The following is an 18,889-nucleotide window of genomic DNA, read 5'->3' on the forward strand; positions in this document are numbered from 1 at the left end:
GCGGCGGGCGCCGAGCCGGTCAAGTCGAACCCGGTGCGGCTGGGCGTGATCGGCACGGGCGACCGCGGCCGCGCGCTGATCCAGAACATCGCCAAGTCGCGCAACTGCACGGTCGTCGCGATCTGCGACAGCTATGCGCCGAACCTCGTCAAGGCGCAGCAATGGGCGCCGACCGCGCGGCGCTTTGCCGATCACCGCGCGATGCTCGATGCGCGCGGGATCGACGCGGTGGTCATCGCGACGCCGCTCGACACGCATGCGAAGCTCTGCTTCGACGCGTTCGACGCCGGGCTGCACGTCTGGTGCGAAAAGGCGATGGCGCGGACGATCGCCGATTGCGGCGCGATGATCACGCACGCCAAGGCGGCGGGCAAGATCCTTCAGATCGGGCATCAGCGGATGTTCCACCCGACCTACCTCAACGCACTGAAGCGCGCGCGCGCGGGCGAGATCGGCACGCTGACACAGATCCGCGCGAGCTGGCACCGCAACAATGCCTGGCGCCGCGCGGTGCCTGCCGATGCGAACGACCGGCAGATCAACTGGCGGCTGTACCGCGACCGGTCGGCAGGGCTGATGACCGAGCTCGCGACGCATCAGCTTCAGGTCGGTAACTGGTTTCTCGACGCGGTGCCGACGCGGGTGATCGGGTCGGGCAGCATCTGTTTCTGGAAGGACGGCCGCGAGGTCTATGACCATGTCGCGCTGATCTACGAATATAGCGGCGGGCGGAAACTGATCTACACCTCGCTGCTCAACAATGCGCGTTATGGCTGCGAGGAGCAGATCCAGGGCAGCAAGGGGACGATCGAGCCCGAGCTGGGACGCATCTATCAGGAAGTGCCTGCCAAGGTTCTGGCGTTGCAGCGGATGCACAAGGACGTCGCGCGCGGCCACAAGCGCACGGTGCCGATCGGCGGCGCGACCTGGTTCCCCGAGCTGCCCGTGACGACACCCGGCGAGTCGCTTGGCTGGGGCGAATATGACGAGACGATGCTGCAGTTCGAGGGCTTTGGCGAGGCGGTGCGCGCGGGCAAGCCGCTGCCCGGCCTGTTGCGCCAGGCCTATCAGGCGAGCGTCGCGTCGCTGCTCGGCGAGCAGGCGATGGACAGCAACCAAGCAATGACCTGGCCGACGAACCTGGTCGCGATCTGAAAGGGGATAGAGCTGTGAGCGACACCAACCGCCGGGGACTTCTCGGGCTCGGACTGACCGCCGGACTGGCCGCGGGCTTCGCTGCCGACGCGTTCGCGCAATCCGCCACGCGCGGCGACGCGCCGACCGAGGGGGCGGTGGCCAAGCCCGCGCCCGAAGCCAAATACCGCGTGCCGTTCGCGGTGATCGGGATGGACCACAACCATATCTATGGCATCACCGACGCGGTGATCCGCGGCGGCGGCGTGCTGACCGCCTTCTACGCGACCGATCCCAAGCAGATCGCGATGTTCCGCAAACGCTATGGCGACATCAAGCTGGCACGGTCCGAGCAGGAGATCCTCGACGACCGCGCGATCAAGCTGGTGTGCAGCGCAGCGATCCCCGTGCTGCGCGCGCCGCTGGGCATCCGCGTGATGCGCGCCGGCAAGGATTATCTGAGCGACAAGGCCGCGGTCGTGACGCTCAAGCAGCTCGCCGATGTCCGCCGCGCGATCCGCGAGACGGGACGCAAGTTCGCGATCATGTATTCCGAGCGGCTCGAGGTGCCCGCCGCGGTGATGGCGGGGCAGCTCGTCCATGACGGCGCGATCGGGCGCGTGATCCAGACGATCAACCTCGCGCCGCACCGCCTGTCCGCACCGAGCCGTCCCGACTGGTTCTGGGACCCGGCGCGCAACGGCGGCATTCTGACCGATGTCGGCAGCCACCAGGCGGACCAGTTCGTCTATCTGACGGGCAGCAAGCGCGCGCAGGTGCTCGCGTCGCAGACGGGCAATTTCGGCAATCCCGCGCATCCCAAGTTCGAGGATTTCGGCGACATGATGCTGAGCGGCGATGGCGGTGCGGGCTATGTCCGCGTCGACTGGTTCACGCCCGACGGCCTGTCGACCTGGGGCGACGGCCGCCTCTTCATCCTCGGCACCGAGGGCTATATCGAGCTCCGCAAATACGTCGACATCGCGGGACGTCCGGGCGGCAACCACCTGCTGATCGCGGACAAGAAGGGCACGCGCTATCTCGATTGCTCGAAGGTGCCGCTGCCGTTCGGACCGCAGTTCGTGACCGACCTGGTCGAACGCACGTCGGTCGCGCAGGATCAGGAGGGCGCGCTGCTCGCCGCCGAACTCGTGCTGACCGCGGAGGCGCGTGCGACTCCGGCGAAGCGATGACGGCGCGCCGCGGCGCGGCGGCCTGCACAGTGCTGCGCGCGATCGGCATCGGCGTGGCGCTTGCGGCGGCCGCACCAGCCGCACTGGGGCCGGGTCGCGATCCCCTGCCGCTCAGCGACTATGTCGATCCCCTGATCGGTACCGGGGACGACGACGAGGGCGACACGATCCCGGGGCCGACGCTGCCCGCGGGGTCGATCCACCCCAGCCCGAACACGATCACCGCGGCGACCAGCAATGCAGGCTATGACCGCGCCGCACCGCTGAGCGGGTTCGCGCAGCTGCATACGCAGGGGTCGGGCGGGGTGCCGAGCTATGGCACGTTCCTCGTCTCGCCGCAGACGGGGCCGCTCGCGACGACCGAGGCGGAGCATCTCTCGCCCAAGCGCGACGAACGCGCGCGGGCGGACGGCTACCGCGTGACGCTCGCGCGCTATGACACCGACGTCGAGATCGCGCCCGCGCACCATGCTGCGCTGTACCGCTTCACCTTTCCGGACAGCGGCGACGCGCATCTGCTGTTCGACGTGACGCGCAAGATCATGGGCGAGCTCGGCACCGCGGGATCCGAGGTGACGCTATTTCCCGAGCAGGGCAAGATCGTCGGCCGCGTCCGCACCCGGCATTACTGGTCGCCCGCGGAGGTCGATATTTGGTTCGTCGCCAGGGTCGACGCGAAGCCGACCGCCTGGGGAGTCGAACGCGCCACGTCCGCACCCCCCGGCGCGACGCGCGCGAGCGCGCCCGCCGACCAGCCGCTGCGCGCCTGGTGGACGTTCGGCAGCGCGGGTCGCGAGCCCGTGACGATGAAGATCGCGGTTTCCTTCGCCAGCGCGGCGCGCGCCGAAGCGCTGCTCGCACAGGACCTGCCCGGCTGGGACATGGCCGCGGTTCGCAGCGCGGCGGGCAAGGCGTGGAACGACGCGCTCGGGCGGATCACGATTGACGGGGCCGGCCCGGCGGACCGGCGGCGCTTCTACACCGCGCTCTACCACAGCGTCATCCAGCCACGCGACCGGACGCAGGACCAAGCGGACAGCGAGCGCGCGTCGCCGCTCTATGACGATCACTATACGCTGTGGGACACGTATCACACGCTCTTCCCGCTGATGTCGCTGATCCGGCCCAAGGCCTATGCGGGCGTGATCGGATCGTTCGTGCGGACGTGGGAACGCTATGGCGCGGCGGATACCGCGTTCATCGCCGGGCGCAATTTCCATGTCGGCCAAGCGGGCGACGAGGTCGACAATGTGCTCGGCGAGGGGTTCCTGCGCGGTGTCCCCGGCGTCGACTGGAAGAAGGCGGCGGACGTCGTCCTGTTCAACGCGTTCGAGCGGCGCCGGCCGCGCTATCTGGTCGACGGCTATTTCGCGGTCGACGATCGCAGCCCCGAGGGGACGCCGCAGCGGTCACGCTCGGGGTCGGCGACGATGGGCATGGCGCTCAACGACTATTACGCGGCGAAGGTCGCGGCAGGCACGGGGCATGCGGCCGAAGCCGCGCTGCTCGAGACGCGCGCGCGGAACTGGCGCAACGTCTGGGATCCGCGCGCGGCGAGCGACGGCTATACCGGGTTCGTGGGGCCACGCTTTGCCGACGGACGTTTCCAGCCGAACGATCCCAAGCGCGGCTGGGACGGCAAGACGCACGACAATTTCGGCTTTTACGAGGGGACGGGCTGGATCTACTCCTATGCCGCGGTCCACGACGTTCCGGGCATGGTCGCGATCATGGGCGGGCGCGCGGCGTTCACGCGGCGGTTGCAGCATGCGTTCGATGCGGGGCTGATCGACTTCACCAACGAGCCGTCCTTCTCGACGCCCTGGCTGTTCAGCGAGGTCGGCCGGCCCGATCTGGCGAGCAAATATGCCGATATCGTCTTCCGGCGGTTTACCGCGGACGCCTATCCCGGCGACGAAGACAGCGGCGCGATGAGTTCGCATTACGTGTTCAACCGCCTCGGTCTGTTCCCGAAGCTCGGCAGCGACCTCTATTATCTTCACGCGCCACACCAGCCGCGGAGCCGGATCACGCTCGAGAGCGGTCGGACGTTCACCATAGTCGCGCGCGGACAGGGGACGGGGACGCGCTATATCCGCGCGGCGCAGCTCAACGGGCGACCGCTCGACACGCCGTTCGTGTCGCAGGCCGCGATCCTGCAGGGCGGGACGCTCGAGCTCGATCTGGGTTGCACGCCGAACGACTGGGGTCGCGCGGCGTCGTCGCTGCCCTGAGACCCGATCGGCGTCAGCGCCAATGTGCGCCGGGTTCGCCGGGAACCACGGTCTTTGGTGCCGCGCTCAGCCGGCGGATCAGGTCGGTCTCCGCCTTGCGATACGGCGTGCCGTCGGTGCGGAAGACCTCGTAGAACCAGATCGTCGGCTCCTCCAGCACATAGGGCTTCTTCCAGCTGTCCAAGGGCAGCCGCGTCTGCGTCTTTCCATCGACGAACCCCCAGTTCATCATCGCGACATTGTAGCGCTTGGCGATCGGCAGCGAGCCGTCGAACGTCGATCCGTTGCCGCGCGCCATATATTCGGTGCACAGGATCGGCCGGTTGTACGGCAGCAGCTGACGCACGCGCGCCTCGAACGTCTCTGGCCAGCTGTAGTCGTGTAAGCTGATGACGTCGGACTGGCCGAGCTGGAGCGTCTCCATCGGCGACAGCTTGCCACCGGTCGGGGTCCAGTCGTCATGCTGCCACACGCCCGACGTCAGCAGCTGTGACGGGTCGGCATCGCGCGCCCAGTCGAACGCCTGCGCCAGCAGCGCGCGGACGAGCGGTTCCTTGCCCTCCTGGCCCTTATACTGATCGGCGCCATTGTCGGGTTCGTTCCAGACGTCCCAGCCCAGGATGCGATCGTCTTTCGCGAACGCCCCGACGATCCCCTGCACATAGGCCTTGTACGCGGGGTAGCGGCTCCGGTCGCGCAACCCCGGCAGGCCCGGACCCTGCACCCAGCCCGAATTGTGGACGCCGGGAATCGGCGGATGCTGTGGCCCGAGCTTCGGATCGGGATCCCAGCAGCTGTCGAACAGCACGAACAGCGGGCGGATGCCGTGCGCCTGCGCGATCGTCAGGAACGCGTCGATGCGGCGCTTGAAGCCTTCGGGATCCTGGACCCAGAGCTGGTCGTGGAGGAACACGCGCATCGTGTTCATCCCGATCCCTTGGGCGAGGCCGAGTTCGTGATCGATCGGCTTGGGATCCCAGGTCGCCGCCTGCCACATTTCGAGCTGGTTGATCGCGGAGGCGGGGGTGTAGTTCGCGCCCACCAGCCAGGGCTGCCTCGCGTACCAGGCCCTGGCCTGCGCCTCGGTCCAGCGCGGGCGGGCATCGGCGGTGCCGACGCCTAGCACACTCGTCGTCGCCGCGAGCGCGGCCAGCAATAGCTTGCCCATGTCTTCCTCCCCTGTCGGTCATTCTCGTTGCAGATCAGGTACGTCAGGCCGAATTGAACGTGGGCCAGGCCGGTCCATTGCGAGAACAGCGAGGCAATTGCTTCTTCGTCGCACATAATTATAGGATTAGTAATAGGCGTCGCGCGGATCAGCGTCGGCTGCGAACGGGAGCCCGGTTCTGGAAAAGCGTTTGATTTCGCCCGATCGGGTGATCGCAACGGGTTCGCCATTCGCCCTCAGCCACCTCAGGCGCGGTCGATGAGCTATACCGTCGCTGGCGACTGGGGCACGAGCAACCTGCGGCTCTACCGGATCGAGGACGGTGCGGTCGTCGATCGCGCGGCGGGGCCCGGTATCGGGGACCTTGGCGACCAGACGCCCAAGCAGGTGCTGCGCACCGCGCTCGCACGCTGGCGCGTGATATCGGATCCGCGCGCGATCCATCTCTGCGGCATGGTGGGGTCGCGTAACGGCTGGATCGAGATTCCCTATGTCGACTGTCCTGCGGATCCGGCGATCTGGGCGGCGGGATCGGCGCGTGCGATGGTCGACCGGATCCCCGTCACGATCGGCGCGGGGCTTGCCTGCACGCGCGGGGCTGGCGCACCCGATGTGATGCGCGGCGAGGAAACGCAGATCTTCGGTGCGATGGCGCTTGTGCCCGGTCTTGCGGCCGGACGTCATCTGATCGCGCTGCCCGGTACGCACAGCAAATGGGCGACCGTCGAGGATGGCCGGGTGACCGGGTTCCAGACGTTCGTGACGGGCGAGCTGTTCGCGCTGCTGCGGCGGCATTCGACGTTGACGCGTGCGGCGGCGGATGATGGCGCGCCCGAGGATGAAGCCATCGGTTTCGGTGCGGGCCTCGACCGCATCTCGGAGGGCGGGCATCTGCTCGGCGCGCTGTTCGAGACGCGGGCAGCGCAACTGCGCACGGGCGCCAGCGGCCGCTGGGCGCTGGGGTTCCTGTCCGGGCTGGTCATCGGTGCCGAGATCGCCGAGATCCTGCCCGCGGCCACTGGCACCATCACACTGATCGGTGATCCGGCGCTCGCCGACCGCTACAACCGGGTGCTCGCGGCGCGCGGCCTCGGCGCTACCGTTCATACCGGCGAAGCCTGTGCGCTTGCCGGCCTTGCCTTGCTGGAGACACCATGACCGTCGATGATCTGCTCGCATCGGGCACTGCGCCCATCGTCGCCATCCTGCGCGGTGTGGCACCCGACGAGGTGCTGGCGATCGGCGAGGCTCTGGTCGACGCCGGCATCCGCCTGATCGAGGTGCCGTTCAACTCGCCAGACCCGGCGACGAGCATCCGCATGCTGCAGCAGGCGTTCGGCGATCGGGCCGCGATCGGCGGGGGGACGGTGCTCGACATCGCTGCGGTCGAGGCGCTGGCCGCGACCGGCGGTACGATCATGGTGACGCCCAACACGAACCCCGCCGTCATCGCCCGCGGCGTCGAACTCGGGCTCGAGCCCACTGCCCGGGTTCGCCACGCCGACCGAGGCGTTCCAGGCGATCGCCGCGGGTGCACGACGCCTGAAGCTGTTCCCCGCGGTCGCGTTCGGGCCCGCCTATCTGAAGGCGGTGCGCGAGATCCTGCCGAAGACTGTCCGCGTCTGGGCGGTCGGCGGCACCGGGGCGGACAATCTCGCCGATTGGCTGGCGGCGGGTGCCGAGGGGATCGGCGTCGGTGGCGCGCTCTACAAGCCGGGCGACACCGCCGCCGTCGTCGGCACCCGCGCCCGCGCTCTCGTCGCAGCGTGGCAGGCGGCGCGGTCCGTGTAACGCGGGGCTTGGGTAGCGCGGTCGTCCGCAATCCTAGGCCAGGATGGTCCGATCGATATCGGCGATCCGGCGGACGCCCGTCAGCGCCATCGCGACGCGCATCTCGCGTTCGATCAGCGTCAACAGCAGGTCGACCCCGGCCTCGCCCCGCGCGGCCAGCGCATAGACCCAGGCGCGGCCGAGCAGCACGCCCTCCGCGCCGAGTGCAAGCATCCGCACGACGTCTAGCCCCGACCGTACGCCGGAGTCCGCCAGCACCGTGACCTGGCCGCGGACCGCGTCCGCGATCGCCGGCAGTGCGCGTGCAGTCGACAGCACGCCGTCGAGCTGCCGGCCGCCATGGTTCGAGACGATAATGCCGTCCGCGCCGATCTTCACCGCCTCGCGCGCATCCTCGACGTCGAGGATCCCCTTGATGATCAGCGGCCCATCCCAGGCCGAGCGGATCCATTCGAGATCGGCCCAGCCGATCGACGGATCGAAGTTCGCACCGAGCCAGCCCATATAGTCGTTGAGCCCGCTGTTGCTGCCGAGCACGGGTTCGAGGTTGCCGAGCTTGTGCGGCCGCCCGCGCAACCCGACGTCCCACGCCCAGCCGGGCCGGCCCATCGCCTGCAGGACGCGCTTCAGGGGCGCACCCGCGCCGGACATGCCGGAATGCGCGTCGCGGTACCGCGCGCCCGGGACCGGCATGTCGACGGTGAAGACGAGCGCTTCCGCGCCGATCCGTTTCGCCGTGGCGATCAGGTCGCGCATGACGCCCGGTCGCGGATGACGTAGAGCTGGAACCACAACGCGCCCGTGCCGCTCGCCTGCTTCACCTCCGACAAGGGACAGATCGAAACGGCTTTGTTGCACAAAGATAATTAAGCACAAATATGGTTTTACTGACGAGATCTATGCAACGCGGATGGTGGTCGGTGTTCCTATTTGTGAAAATCGATTGAGAACTGCGGCACGGAGTTTGAGCTCGGTAATCTGACGATCAAAGGTGCGCGATGCGACGCGCTCGCCGAGCAGCTTGAAGCAGTGCATCTTCGTCTCGACCAGGCTGCGGCGATGGTAGCCGCTCCACTTCTTCCAGATTGTTCGACCGAGCCTTTTCATCGCGCGTAGCGTTTCGTTGCGAGCATCGGCGCCGGCCGCCGGCTTCTTCCATGGCTGGCCGCCCCGGCGTACGGGAATGACCGCGTCTGCGCCCCCGGGGCTGCGATCGCGGCCCGACACTTTCTGGTGTCGTAGGCGCCATCACCCCCGACGATCGTAATCCGTTCGTCCGTCGGGATTTGCGCCAGCAGATCCGGCAGTGTCGCGGCGTCGCCAATCGCATTGGTTGTGACCTCGATGGCCCGGATCTCCAGGGTTTCGGCGTCGATCCCAAGGTGAACCTTACGCCACTGGCGACGGTAGGAAGCGCCGTGCTTGCGCGTCTTCCATTCGCCTTCGCCCATCATCTTGATCCCGGTACTGTCGACCAGCAAATGCAGACCACCCGTACTGGCGCGACCATCAAGTGACACCGCCAATGTCTTCTGCCGACGGCATAGCGTCGTGTAATCCGGCACCGGCCAATCCAGCTTTGCCAGCTTCAGCAGGCTGGCAACCAGTCCCGTCACCTGCCGTAGCGGCAGTCCGAACACTATCTTCAGCGTCAGGCAAACCCTGATCGCGCTGTCCGAAAACCGCATCGGCCGACCTCGACGACCAATCGGGGCTGCCAGCCAATCCATGCCCGGGTCAAACCAGACCTCCAGCGACCCGCGGCGCTTCAGCGCTGCGTTATACTCGCTCCAGTTCGTCGTGCGGTACTTCGGCATGGTCGGTTTTGGCATCCATCCCACCTACGCTTCCTGACCCTCACAGGGAATCCCAACGCCCTTTGTGCAACAAAGCCATGCGCGGGCGGTTTATGCGCAGGTCGATGGCACATCTTGGCGTGTCGGCCGTTCAGCGGTCCGAGCGCATTCGTTCCGGATGCCGTCCAGCATAGGAGTTTAGCATGAACACGACGACCTTGAAGGGTGAAGGCCAGGATCTGCTCGGTTCGGTGAAGCAGGCAGCAGGCAATGCGACGGGCGACAGCTCGCTCCAGGCCGGCGGCGTCGCCGACCAGATCGCAGGCACCGCGAACAAGGCGATCGGCACCGCGACCGACACCGTCGCGCCGCTCGCCGACAAGGCGCGTGCGTTTGCCAAGGATCGTCCGTTCGCCACCGCGGCGCTGGTTGGCGTCGTCGGCATCGCGCTGCTCAACACGCTGCGCGGCAAGTGATCGCCCGGGGCCGCGTCCGCGCGGCCCCGCTGGTCGGAGGATCTCGGCGGTGTCGGCGCGGGGCGAACGCCCTGTGACCCCACCCGCCGGCCTCTGGATCGGCACCAATCGCGGCGGGCTCCATCCGCTGCGACACGGCGATGGCTGGTCGACCGGCACGCCCTATCCCGATGCGATCAACGTGTCCTTCGGCGTCCATTCGCCGCGCCATGACCTCCATTATCTCGTCGACGAACGCGATGATGGCGCGATCGGCCTGTATCGCGCCACCGCCGACGGATGGCGACAGATCGCCCGCGTGGCGGTCGATGGGGACGCGCCCTGTCATCTCGCGCTGAGCCACGACCAGAGCCTGCTCGCCGTCGCCAATTATGCGAGCGGGAGCGTGTCGATCCTGGACCTCGATTCCAACGGCCTGCCGATCGCGCCAGCGCATGTCTTTGCGCATAACGGATCTGGTCCGAACCGCGAGCGTCAGACTAGCCCTCACGCGCATTGGGTCGGGTTCGGTGCAGAGGATCGCTGGCTCTATGCAACCGATCTGGGGACCGACGAGATCCGCGCCTTCTCGGTGGCGCCGGCGCCGGACGGCAACCGTGTCCGGGCGGCCGGCACAGCCTTTCACGCACCAGCGGGGTCGGGGCCACGCCATCTGCTGCTGCATCCGCAGGTGCCGCGGGTGGCGTATCTTGCCAACGAACTTACGAACACGCTGACCGTTTTGGTCGGCGGCGAGGGTCGGTACTCGGCGGCCAGGACCGTGTCGACGCTGCCGGAGGCGTATGAAGGTCCGAGCATCGTCGCGCATCTGGCGGTCAACGCGGCGGGGGACCGGCTTTATGTTTCCAACCGCGGGCATGACAGCATCGCGGTCTTCGCGCTCGACGCGAAAGGCGACCCGCGGCTGGTCCAGCATGCACCGGCGGGGGCGGCCTATCCGCGTCATTTCGTGCTGCTGGAGGACGAGGGCCTGATGGTGATCGCGAACGAGAAGGACGAATGCGTGACGCTGCTGCCGATCGACGCGGACGGGCTGCTCGGGCCGCATGTCGCCCGGGTCGCGGTTCCGGGGGCGGCGTTCGTACTGCCCCTCTAGGCTGCGCGTCTGCGCTCAGCGATAGGCGAGCGTCCAGCCGGGCGGCAGATAGTCGGTCGACATGTAATAATAGAAGAGGCAGCTGCCATCGGCGCGGTAGGTGCCGCCCTTGACGAGGCCGAGTGCGACCTGCCCTTCGAAACCGGCGCACCGCTGTCACCCGACTTGCACGTCGGCCCTTCGACCGCGACCCAGGTCGGCAGGCACGCGCCGCCGCACAGATCGCCCGCGGGGGCGAAATCGACCATCGCGACCGGCGCGCAGCTATAGCCGGTGCGCTCGCCGCGGTGACAGACGAAGTCGCCCGCGCGCGTGCTGGTCCGGTTGCGCCATGTCGCGACGGTCCTGAGCCGGGTCTTGGCGGTATCGGCAAAGAAGGCGGGCAGCCGTGGCGCCGTCGCCGGCAGCGCGGGCGCGCGGTTGATCTGGACGTCCTGATACCCCCAGCCCCATTGGCCGACATAGGGCAGCGCGATCGCCCGCCGCTCCGTGCCCGCCGGCGGCCACCCGACATAATCGAGCGTGTCGGGACAATGCGCGGCGGTGGCGATCGCATCCGCGACGCCATCGGTGACGACGAATCCCGTCGTGCAGATATAGCGCCGGCCGTCGACCGTCCCGACCACCCGCCCCCCGCCCGCGACATCCGGCATCACGGTCACTGCGTCGGCAGGCGGGATCGTCGCCACGGGGATCCCGGGCACCGTGCGCCCGGCGTGGCCGTTATGCCCGTCTGAAGCGCCATCGGCAGCATCGGGCGATCGCTGGCTTCGATCCGCACGGGAACGCCGGTCATATCGGCGAACTTGGCGGTGAGCGCGCCATCCCGGTCGAGCGCAAGGTCCGCGGTCGCGACCATCACGACGAGCGTACCCGTCCGCTGATCCGCACCGATGCCGGGGGGATGCGGAAGCGCAGCGCGGATCGCCGCCTGGAAGGTCCGGATCTGGCCGAGGATCCGGTCGAGCGTCGCCGCCGCGCCGGTCCGGAACACCAGCGGGACGCTCATCCCCCCCGCCTCGACGACGCGGTCCGCGACCGGGTCGGTGCCGGTCAGCAGCACCATGATCCGGTAGGCCGGGTCGTGCTCGACCGCGATGCCCGCGAGCCGATCGGCGAATTCGCGGCGCAGCGCATCGGTGACGGGAATCGTCGCCGCCTGCGCCCGCATCCGGTGGAGCGCGACATCGAGCGGCACGCCGAAACGCCGCGCATATTCCGCCGCGTCCTGCATCGCCGCGTCGACGGGGAGCTGGAGCTGCAGGGTGTCGACCGGCGCGATCGGCGATGAAACAGGCGGCGCGACACCGGTCTGCGCCGCGCCAGATGGTGCCGCGAACCCCAACCCCGCAACCAGCGCTCCGGCCAGCCCCGCCTGCATCCATCTCGCTGTCATGATCGGCAAACGTCCAGTTTCGGGGGCCAGCACCGGGTCGCGGGCCGTGCGCCACGACCGCCCCTGACCCCGACCTCGCCTAGCGCACCGGCGCGGTGTCGCGCGAGACGGATTTTAACGCGCGTCGCGCGCACGCCCCCGCGGGATCGCCGCCATTGTGCCCTAGGTTCGGCGGTGCAGCACTGCGCTGCGATTACAAAGGAATGCCACAGTGACTCTTGCTTTACCCGCCCGACATTTCTCGCCGGCCCCGCGACCCGCAACCGCGACCACAGCCGGGATCGCGGCCCCCGCCCCTACCCCGCCGCTGTTCGCGCTCGACCAGCTCGAGGTGACGTTCGACCCGCAGGCCGACACGCTGTGGACCTATATGCGGCCAAGGACGCGGCCGAGCTTCAACCCTGCGCTGCTCGCGGACTTTGGTCAGTGGCAGGCCGATATCCACAGCGCCCACACCTCCGGGGCGATGCCGATTCGCTATCTTGTGCTCGGCTCGCGATTCCCCGGCGTCTTCTCGCTCGGCGGTGATCTCGACCTGTTCGCACAGCATATCCGTGCCGGTCACCGCGAGGCGCTGGTCCAATATGGCCGCGCCTGCGTGCAGATCCTGCACCGCAACCTGCGCGGCCTCGATCTGCCGATCGTGACGATCGGTCTGGTTGAGGGCGATGCGCTGGGCGGCGGGTTTGAGGCGCTGCTGTCGTTCAACGTCGTCGTCGCCGAACGCGGCGCGAGTTTCGGGCTTCCCGAGACCGTGTTCGGGCTGTTCCCCGGCATGGGGGCGCACTGCTTCCTGTCGCGGCGTCTCGGCGCGGCGCGGGCCGAGCAGATGATCCTCAGCGGGCGCAACTACAGCGCGGAGGAGCTCTATGATCTGGGTATCGTCCACGCACTCGCCGACCCCGGCCAGGGCCGCCGGGTGGTCGAGGACTATATCCGCCAGAACCGGCGTCGCCACAGCGGGCATTGCGCGATCTACGAGGCGTCGCGCGCGGTCAATCCGCTGACGCTCGATGAGCTCGAGGCGGTGGTCGACCTGTGGGCGGACGCCGCGTTGCGCCTCAGCGAGGGGGATCTCAAGCTGATGCGGCGGCTCGTCGCGGCGCAGACCCGTCTGCTCGACAAGCCGAAAGGCTGACGGACATCGCCCCCGGCCCTCAGGACAGCGCACGCATCCTGGGGGTTTCGTCGCAAGCAGGTTCGCCACCTGGCTTGCCGACATCGGGCGCGCGAGCAGGAAACCCTGCACTGCGGTGCAGCGGGTGCGGCGCAGCTGCGCGAGCTGGGTCGGCGTCTCGATACCCTCGGCGACGGTTTGCATGCCGAGCGTCGCGGCCAGATCGACCACCGTCTGGATGATCGCCATCGACGCGGGATTGTCGTCGAGCGCGGTGATGAACGACCGGTCGATCTTGAGCGTCTGGAACGGGAATTTGGTGAGATAGCCGAGCGACGAATAGCCGGTGCCGAAATCGTCGAGCGTGGTGCCGACCGCCATCCGGTTGATCGCCGACAGCGCCGCCAGCGATGCGTCGATATCGTCGAGCAACACCGATTCGGTCACTTCGAGATCGAGCCGCCCCGGCGCGAGCCCGGTAGCGTCGAGCGCGTCCTTCAGCACCTTGGCGAGCCCGGGCGACAGGAGCTGGATCGGCGACAGGTTGACCGCGACGCGTACCGTGTCCGGCCAGTCGCGCGCGTGACGGCAAGCCTCGCGCAGCACCCAGGCGCGATCTCGACGATCAGGCCGCTCTGTTCGGCGATCGGGATGAATTCGGCGGGCGACACGCTGCCGTGGCACGGACTGTCCCAGCGCAGCAGCGTCTCGCAGGACAGGATGCGGTGCGTCGCCAGGTCAAAGATCGGCTGGAAGGCGAGCCACAGCTCGCCCCGCGCGATCGCGCCGTGCAGGTCGCTGGTCAGCGCGCGCGTCCGTTCGATCTTCTCGTCCATCACCGGCTCGTAGAAGCAGAAGGCCCCCCGGCCGCTTTCCTTGGCGCGGTAGAGCGCGAGATCGGCATGTTTGAGCAGCGTGTCAGCGTCGCCCCCGTCGATCGGTGCGATCGCCACGCCGAGCGAGGCGCCGACGGTCAGCCGACGCCCGGCATAGGCCACCGGCTGTGCGACGAGGTCGAGGATGTGATCGGCGATCGTGCGGGCATCGTCGCGCGCGCCGATCGCGCAGACGACCGCGAATTCATCGCCGCCCAGCCGCGCGACGATCGCGTCGCCGGCCACCCCGATGGTGCCGCCATCGGTGACGAACGCGGTCTGGAGCCGCTGCGCAACCTCGGTCAGCAGCACGTTGCCCGCCAGGTGACCGAGCGAATCATTGATCTCCTTGAACCGGTCGAGATCGATCCAGTGGATCGACAGGAGCTCGCCGGTCGATTCCAGTCGGTGCAGCCGCCGCTCGAACCATTCGCGAAACGCGGTGCGGTTGGCGACCCCGGTGAGGTCGTCGCGTCGCGCGAATGCGGCGTGATGTTCGGCGAGCGCGGTCTTTTCGCTCGCCGCGATGGTCGCGCCGAGGATGGCCTCATAGGTCTGCAGCGTGATGTCGATCATCGCCAGCACGAACAGGATGATGACGATCGCAAGCACGGCGTTGAGCGGCTCACCCGACAGCAAGAGCCCCGCCGCGAGCGGCAGCGACGCGAGGCAAAGCTGCGCGAGCGCGATCGTCGGCCGACCGGCATTGCGTCCGGCAATCCCCGCCGCATAGCCGATCGCCGTCGTCACCGAGAGGAGATGAAGCACGCCGTCCGCGGTCCGGGTCAGCGTCAGCAGCCCGAACATGCCAAGCAGCGCGGAAAAGGCGAAGGCGCCGATGCGGTAGTAAAACTCCCACTGTCCTGCCCGCGGGCGCTCGGCGGCACCCCGATCGACAGCAAATACGTCAGCGCCCTGTTGATCGGGCACGCGCTGGACGATGCCGATGATCCGCAGTGCGGCGACCAGCCCGATCAGCACCGCGAAGCCGGCAAGCCAGCGATCGCCACTCGTGACAGCCACGACCGTGGCGATACCCGTGCTCGTCAACGCACCGATCACCAGCGACTTGGGTGAGGCATAGAGCGAGGTGACCAGAGTCGCCCGGACGTCCGCGGCGACCGCGTGATCCGAGTGGCGAAGCTGCCTCAACCGGGTAATGAAATGCGTCATGGCACCTTCGAACAGACTGTAACCGTAGGGTAAAGCGGTTAAGCAAACGCTACGATCCCGCGCGCGGGCGGTTCGCCGCAATGGGGTTCAGCTTCGACCGGGTGTCCGCTAGCAGGGATAATGATCCCAATCGCACCGCGTTCCGATACGCCCGGCCTGCTGGCCGCCCTTGCACTGTGCGCCATGCTCGCCGGCTGCGGCACGACGCGCTACCGCCCGGTCAGCGACTACCCGGTCAAGATCGGCCGCCCTTACAGCGTGCGCGGCACGACCTACCGGCCCGCCGATCTGCCGGGCTATGACGCGGTCGGCATGGCGAGTTGGTATGGCCGGGAATCGGGCAACCAGACTGCGAACGGCGAACGGTTTCGTGTGAAGGGCATTTCTGCCGCGCATACCGTCCTCCCGCTGCCGAGTTATGTCGAGGTCACTGCGCTCGACACCGGCCGGACGATCCTGCTGCGGATCAACGACCGCGGGCCGTTCACGCCCTCGCGGCTGATCGACCTGTCACGCGGCGCCGCCCGGCTGCTCGGGATCGAGCGCCTCGGCCGGGCCGCAGTCCGCGTCCGCCGCGTCGAGCCCGATGCAAAAGACCGGGCGCGGTTACGGGCCGGCAAGCAAGCATCAGCGAGACCCGATGCCTCGCCCGACGAACTCGCCGCGCTGCGCGCGCGGCTGACGGATCAGTCCTTCCAGGCCCAGTAGAGCTGTGCCGGGGGCACGTTCCACCATTCCATGTCGTGATCGATCGATTCGAAATGCGGGGTGAGGAAGTCCTTCACCTTCGGGCTGAACTGATAGACCAGGAACGCGCCGCCGCTGCGCAGCACCGAATGCGTGCCGGCGGCGATCGCCGGACCGACGCCGGGGGGCAGCGTCGAAAAGGGCAGGCCCGACAGGACATAGTCGGCCGATTCGAAGCCGTGATCGGCGACGATCTTTTCGACATCGGCCGCCGATCCGAGCACCGCCGAAAACCGCGGATCGGTAATCGTGTGGCGCAGATAGCGGATGAAATCGGGGTTGGTGTCGATCACGATCAGCGTCGCGTCGGGCGCCATGCGGTCGAGAATCGGGCGGCAGAAAGTGCCGACGCCGGGTCCATATTCGACGAACACCTTGGTGTTGTCCCAGTCGACCCGGCCGAGCATCTTGCGGATCAGCTTGTCCGAGGACGGCACGATCGAGCCGACCATGACAGGGTGTTTCAGGAATTCGGTGAAGAACATCTGCCACGGGGAGGGCACGCCGGCGGGGCGGGTGCGCGCGCGCCGGGCGGCTGTGGTCGGACTGGGCATCGTGTTCCTTACGATCAGGGATCCCGCGCGCACGCGAGGCTTTAAGCCCCCCGTCGCACGGATTCCAAAACGTGTTTCAAGGCCTGCGGGTTGCATCACGCGACGAACCGCACCGAACGCGACCAGTGCCCGGCGCCGCAACCCGCGCTTGCCAACCCCCGGGCTTGGCTTAAGCATTGGGCATGCACGACGAGCGGACGGGCCAGACGGCGGTCATTTTCATGTCGAACCGTAACGGCACCGACCCCGCCGGCTATGCCGCGGCCGCCGCCGCGATGCAGGCGCTCGCCGCGACGCAGCCCGGCTATCGCGGGATCGACAGCGTGCGCGACGAAGCCGGACTGGGGATCACGATCAGCTATTGGGCGGACGACGCCGCGGCGATCGCGTGGCGCGACGATCCCGACCATGCCGCGATTCGCGAGCGCGGGCGGGCGCTCTGGTATGACCGCTACCGCGTCACCGTCGCACGGGTCGAGCGCGACTATGACTGGGCGCGGCCATGACCGGCACCGGTCGCGAGGATGCGCGGATCGATCGTCGCTTCGCGCTGATGTTCCTCGTCATGCTGACGATCGCGGCGGGCAATACCGCGCTGCAATCGGTGCTGCCCGCGCTCGGCCGGTCGCTGGGCGTCGCCGACAGCGCGGTGGCGGGCGCGTTTTCGGTGTCCGCGCTGCTGTGGGTGATCGCCGCGCCGTTCTGGGCGAACCGGTCCGACCGGCATGGCCGCCGCGCGATGATACTGCTCGGCATCGGCGGGTTCAGCGTGTCGCTGACATTGTGCGGGCTGTTCCTGATGGCGGGTATCAACCACTGGATCGGCGGGACCGCGGCGTTCGGCTGCTTCATCGCCGGGCGGCTGATCTATGGCGCATTCGGTGCCGCCGCGCCGCCCGCGGTGCAGGCGCTGGTCGCGGGCGAGACGACGCGCGCGGAGCGGACCCGCGCGCTGACGCTGCTCGCTTCCGCCTTCGGGCTCGGCACGATCCTGGGGCCGGCGATCGCGCCCTATCTGATCCTCGGGTCGGTCGGCGGACTCGAGGTAGGGCTGGCGGGCCCCGCCTTCCTGTTCGCGCTGTTCGGCGTGGCGGTGTGGATCACGGTGCGGCGGATGCTGCCCGACGACCGGATCGTCGCGCCGCATGACGATATGCACGGCGCGAGTTCGGCCTATCCGTCGATCGGCGGCGCGCCGAGCGGTGCGTCGGTCACTGCCGCGACCCAGTCGCATGTCGAACAGGTCGGCTATACCGATCCGCGCATCCGCGCCTGGATGATCGCCGGGCTGGTGATGGGGCATGCGCAGGCGATGACCGGGCAGGCGATCGGGTTCCTGGTGATCGACCGGCTCAACCTTGCGCCCGCACTTGCGCTCGAGCCGACGGGGATCGTGCTGATGATGGGCGCGGGTGCAGCGCTGCTCGCGCAATGGGGAATCATTCCGCGGCTCAACCTGACCCCGCGCCAGCTCGTCCTGACCGGGCTGGTGCTGGCGGCGGCGGGCACCGCGCTGACGGGGATCGCGACCTCGCTCTACACGATCGCGACCGCTTATGCGCTGGCGAGTCTCGGTTTCGGCTTCACGCGGCCGGGCTTTACCGCGGGTGCCTCGCTCGCGGTCGGCGCGAATGCGCAAGGGTCGGTCGCGGGCAAGGTGACCAGCATCAACGGCGCGAGCTTCGTGCTCGGGCCGTCGATCGGGGTCGGACTGTACGAGGCGCAACATTCGCTGCCTTATCTGGTCGCGGGCGCAGCGTGCGTGGTGTTGATCGGCTATGCCTGGGTGACGCTGAATGAGGCGAAGGACGCGTCGGGCGGCTGACCCGGGATTCGTCAGGCCGCGGCTCCGCTATTTCGCCGACATTCCGATGCAGTACAGAAGCAGCGGAACCCCGATCAAGAGGATCATCAGTAACAAGTTCATCTGGATCAGTCGGTTGAGCCATTTCGGCTGCCCGGCAGCGTCCCGATCGGCCTCTTCCTTTGAATAGTCTTCGACGATTTCCATATCGAATTGCTTCGAAAAGAAATGCCTGGGACGCATCCGCAACGAGGTTTTCGGGGACAGGGCGTCTTCATCGACGTCGCGGCGCGCTGGCGAGTGATCGCCAGATTCAGAGGCTGGGCCTGACATTG

Annotated in this window: 15 protein-coding genes and 4 pseudogenes; 11 read left to right on the forward strand and 8 right to left on the reverse strand. The window is 68.1% G+C overall.

Annotated elements, in window-relative coordinates; all coding sequences use genetic code 11:
* From NI18_RS11725 to NI18_RS11735, 3 genes are all read left to right on the forward strand, one after another.
* The coding region (locus tag NI18_RS11725; protein ID WP_037530026.1) for a Gfo/Idh/MocA family oxidoreductase at nt 1–1,155 on the forward strand (1,155 nt) is incomplete at its 5' end.
* Nucleotides 1,156–1,169: 14 nt separating this feature from the next.
* A complete protein-coding gene (locus NI18_RS11730) occupies nt 1,170–2,327 on the forward strand; it encodes a Gfo/Idh/MocA family oxidoreductase (protein WP_031440490.1) in 1,158 nt (385 codons plus the stop codon).
* The gene (locus tag NI18_RS11735; RefSeq protein WP_084215169.1) at nt 2,324–4,561 is read left to right on the forward strand and encodes a GH92 family glycosyl hydrolase; all 2,238 of its coding nucleotides are present in this window, start codon (nt 2,324–2,326) and stop codon (nt 4,559–4,561) included. The genes NI18_RS11730 and NI18_RS11735 overlap by 4 nt, the downstream gene beginning before the upstream one ends.
* A gap of 13 nt (nt 4,562–4,574) precedes the next feature.
* On the opposite strand, the gene NI18_RS11740 is transcribed toward NI18_RS11735, so the two are convergent.
* Nucleotides 4,575–5,729, reverse strand: a complete 1,155-nt coding sequence (locus tag NI18_RS11740) for a cellulase family glycosylhydrolase (RefSeq protein WP_037530027.1) — start codon at nt 5,727–5,729, stop codon at nt 4,575–4,577.
* Between the two features lie 258 nt (nt 5,730–5,987).
* Here NI18_RS11740 and NI18_RS11745 point away from each other — a divergent pair, with 258 nt between their 5' ends.
* On the forward strand, nt 5,988–6,887 hold the full coding sequence (locus tag NI18_RS11745) for a 2-dehydro-3-deoxygalactonokinase (protein WP_037530028.1): 900 nt from the start codon (nt 5,988–5,990) through the stop codon (nt 6,885–6,887).
* Nucleotides 6,884–7,520: pseudogene (locus NI18_RS11750) on the forward strand (2-dehydro-3-deoxy-6-phosphogalactonate aldolase). The gene NI18_RS11745 and the pseudogene NI18_RS11750 overlap by 4 nt, the downstream one beginning before the upstream one ends.
* Before the next feature lie 33 nt (nt 7,521–7,553).
* Here NI18_RS11750 and NI18_RS11755 read toward each other — a convergent pair.
* Both NI18_RS11755 and NI18_RS11760 read right to left on the reverse strand, forming a co-directional pair.
* Nucleotides 7,554–8,365, reverse strand: a pseudogene (locus NI18_RS11755) (L-lactate dehydrogenase); the annotation flags it as partial.
* Between the two features lie 52 nt (nt 8,366–8,417).
* Nucleotides 8,418–9,352: pseudogene (locus NI18_RS11760) on the reverse strand (IS5 family transposase).
* A gap of 167 nt (nt 9,353–9,519) precedes the next feature.
* Between NI18_RS11760 and NI18_RS11765 the strand changes: the two are divergent.
* Nucleotides 9,520–9,792, forward strand: a complete 273-nt coding sequence (locus NI18_RS11765; RefSeq protein ID WP_031396253.1) for a CsbD family protein — start codon at nt 9,520–9,522, stop codon at nt 9,790–9,792.
* A 73-nt stretch (nt 9,793–9,865) separates the two neighbouring features.
* Nucleotides 9,866–10,888 (forward strand): lactonase family protein, encoded by a 1,023-nt coding sequence (locus tag NI18_RS11770; protein ID WP_037530029.1) that lies wholly within the window; start codon nt 9,866–9,868, stop codon nt 10,886–10,888.
* On the opposite strand, the gene NI18_RS22380 is transcribed toward NI18_RS11770, so the two are convergent.
* Both NI18_RS22380 and NI18_RS22385 read right to left on the reverse strand, forming a co-directional pair.
* A complete protein-coding gene (locus tag NI18_RS22380; RefSeq protein WP_128082198.1) occupies nt 10,885–11,592 on the reverse strand; it encodes a hypothetical protein in 708 nt (235 codons plus the stop codon). The genes NI18_RS11770 and NI18_RS22380 overlap by 4 nt on opposite strands.
* On the reverse strand, nt 11,547–12,284 hold the full coding sequence (locus NI18_RS22385; RefSeq protein WP_157840525.1) for a hypothetical protein: 738 nt from the start codon (nt 12,282–12,284) through the stop codon (nt 11,547–11,549). Before NI18_RS22385 ends, NI18_RS22380 begins: the two co-directional genes overlap by 46 nt.
* 211 nt (nt 12,285–12,495) lie before the next feature.
* Between NI18_RS22385 and NI18_RS11780 the strand changes: the two genes are divergently transcribed.
* Nucleotides 12,496–13,422 (forward strand): crotonase/enoyl-CoA hydratase family protein, encoded by a 927-nt coding sequence (locus NI18_RS11780; protein ID WP_042466417.1) that lies wholly within the window; start codon nt 12,496–12,498, stop codon nt 13,420–13,422.
* 144 nt (nt 13,423–13,566) lie between these two features.
* Here the strand turns inward: NI18_RS11780 and NI18_RS11785 are convergent.
* Nucleotides 13,567–15,449, reverse strand: a pseudogene (locus tag NI18_RS11785) (EAL domain-containing protein); the annotation flags it as partial.
* Nucleotides 15,450–15,632: 183 nt separating this feature from the next.
* Here NI18_RS11785 and NI18_RS11790 point away from each other — a divergent pair.
* A complete protein-coding gene (locus tag NI18_RS11790) occupies nt 15,633–16,157 on the forward strand; it encodes a septal ring lytic transglycosylase RlpA family protein (protein WP_037530044.1) in 525 nt (174 codons plus the stop codon).
* Here NI18_RS11790 and NI18_RS11795 read toward each other — a convergent pair.
* A complete protein-coding gene (locus NI18_RS11795) occupies nt 16,136–16,750 on the reverse strand; it encodes a methyltransferase (RefSeq protein ID WP_031394390.1) in 615 nt (204 codons plus the stop codon). The genes NI18_RS11790 and NI18_RS11795 overlap by 22 nt on opposite strands.
* 182 nt (nt 16,751–16,932) lie before the next feature.
* Here NI18_RS11795 and NI18_RS11800 point away from each other — a divergent pair, with 182 nt between their 5' ends.
* Together NI18_RS11800 and NI18_RS11805 are read left to right on the forward strand one after the other, a co-directional pair.
* A complete protein-coding gene (locus NI18_RS11800) occupies nt 16,933–17,256 on the forward strand; it encodes an antibiotic biosynthesis monooxygenase (RefSeq protein WP_037530030.1) in 324 nt (107 codons plus the stop codon).
* Nucleotides 17,253–18,575, forward strand: a complete 1,323-nt coding sequence (locus NI18_RS11805) for an MFS transporter (RefSeq protein WP_037530031.1) — start codon at nt 17,253–17,255, stop codon at nt 18,573–18,575. Before NI18_RS11800 ends, NI18_RS11805 begins: the two co-directional genes overlap by 4 nt.
* 27 nt (nt 18,576–18,602) lie before the next feature.
* Here the strand turns inward: NI18_RS11805 and NI18_RS11810 are convergent, their stop codons facing one another.
* Complete coding sequence (locus tag NI18_RS11810) at nt 18,603–18,887, reverse strand: hypothetical protein (RefSeq protein WP_128082199.1); 285 nt, start codon at nt 18,885–18,887, stop codon at nt 18,603–18,605.
* Nucleotides 18,888–18,889: the final 2 nt, after the last annotated feature.

The organism is Sphingomonas sp. Ant20 (genome assembly GCF_000783375.1).
Taxonomy (GTDB): Bacteria; Pseudomonadota; Alphaproteobacteria; order Sphingomonadales; family Sphingomonadaceae; genus Sphingomonas; species Sphingomonas aerolata.

Coding starts and splice junctions, on each gene's coding strand:
- NI18_RS11765 (WP_031396253.1), top strand. CDS start 9,520: ATGAACACGACGACCTTGAAGGGTGAAGGCCAGGATCTGCTCGGTTCG.
- NI18_RS11790 (WP_037530044.1), top strand. CDS start 15,633: ATGCTCGCCGGCTGCGGCACGACGCGCTACCGCCCGGTCAGCGACTAC.
- NI18_RS11800 (WP_037530030.1), top strand. CDS start 16,933: ATGCACGACGAGCGGACGGGCCAGACGGCGGTCATTTTCATGTCGAAC.
- NI18_RS11735 (WP_084215169.1), top strand. CDS start 2,324: ATGACGGCGCGCCGCGGCGCGGCGGCCTGCACAGTGCTGCGCGCGATC.
- NI18_RS11745 (WP_037530028.1), top strand. CDS start 5,988: ATGAGCTATACCGTCGCTGGCGACTGGGGCACGAGCAACCTGCGGCTC.
- NI18_RS22385 (WP_157840525.1), bottom strand. CDS start 12,284: ATGACAGCGAGATGGATGCAGGCGGGGCTGGCCGGAGCGCTGGTTGCG.
- NI18_RS11805 (WP_037530031.1), top strand. CDS start 17,253: ATGACCGGCACCGGTCGCGAGGATGCGCGGATCGATCGTCGCTTCGCG.
- NI18_RS11795 (WP_031394390.1), bottom strand. CDS start 16,750: ATGCCCAGTCCGACCACAGCCGCCCGGCGCGCGCGCACCCGCCCCGCC.
- NI18_RS11740 (WP_037530027.1), bottom strand. CDS start 5,729: ATGGGCAAGCTATTGCTGGCCGCGCTCGCGGCGACGACGAGTGTGCTA.
- NI18_RS11810 (WP_128082199.1), bottom strand. CDS start 18,887: ATGTCAGGCCCAGCCTCTGAATCTGGCGATCACTCGCCAGCGCGCCGC.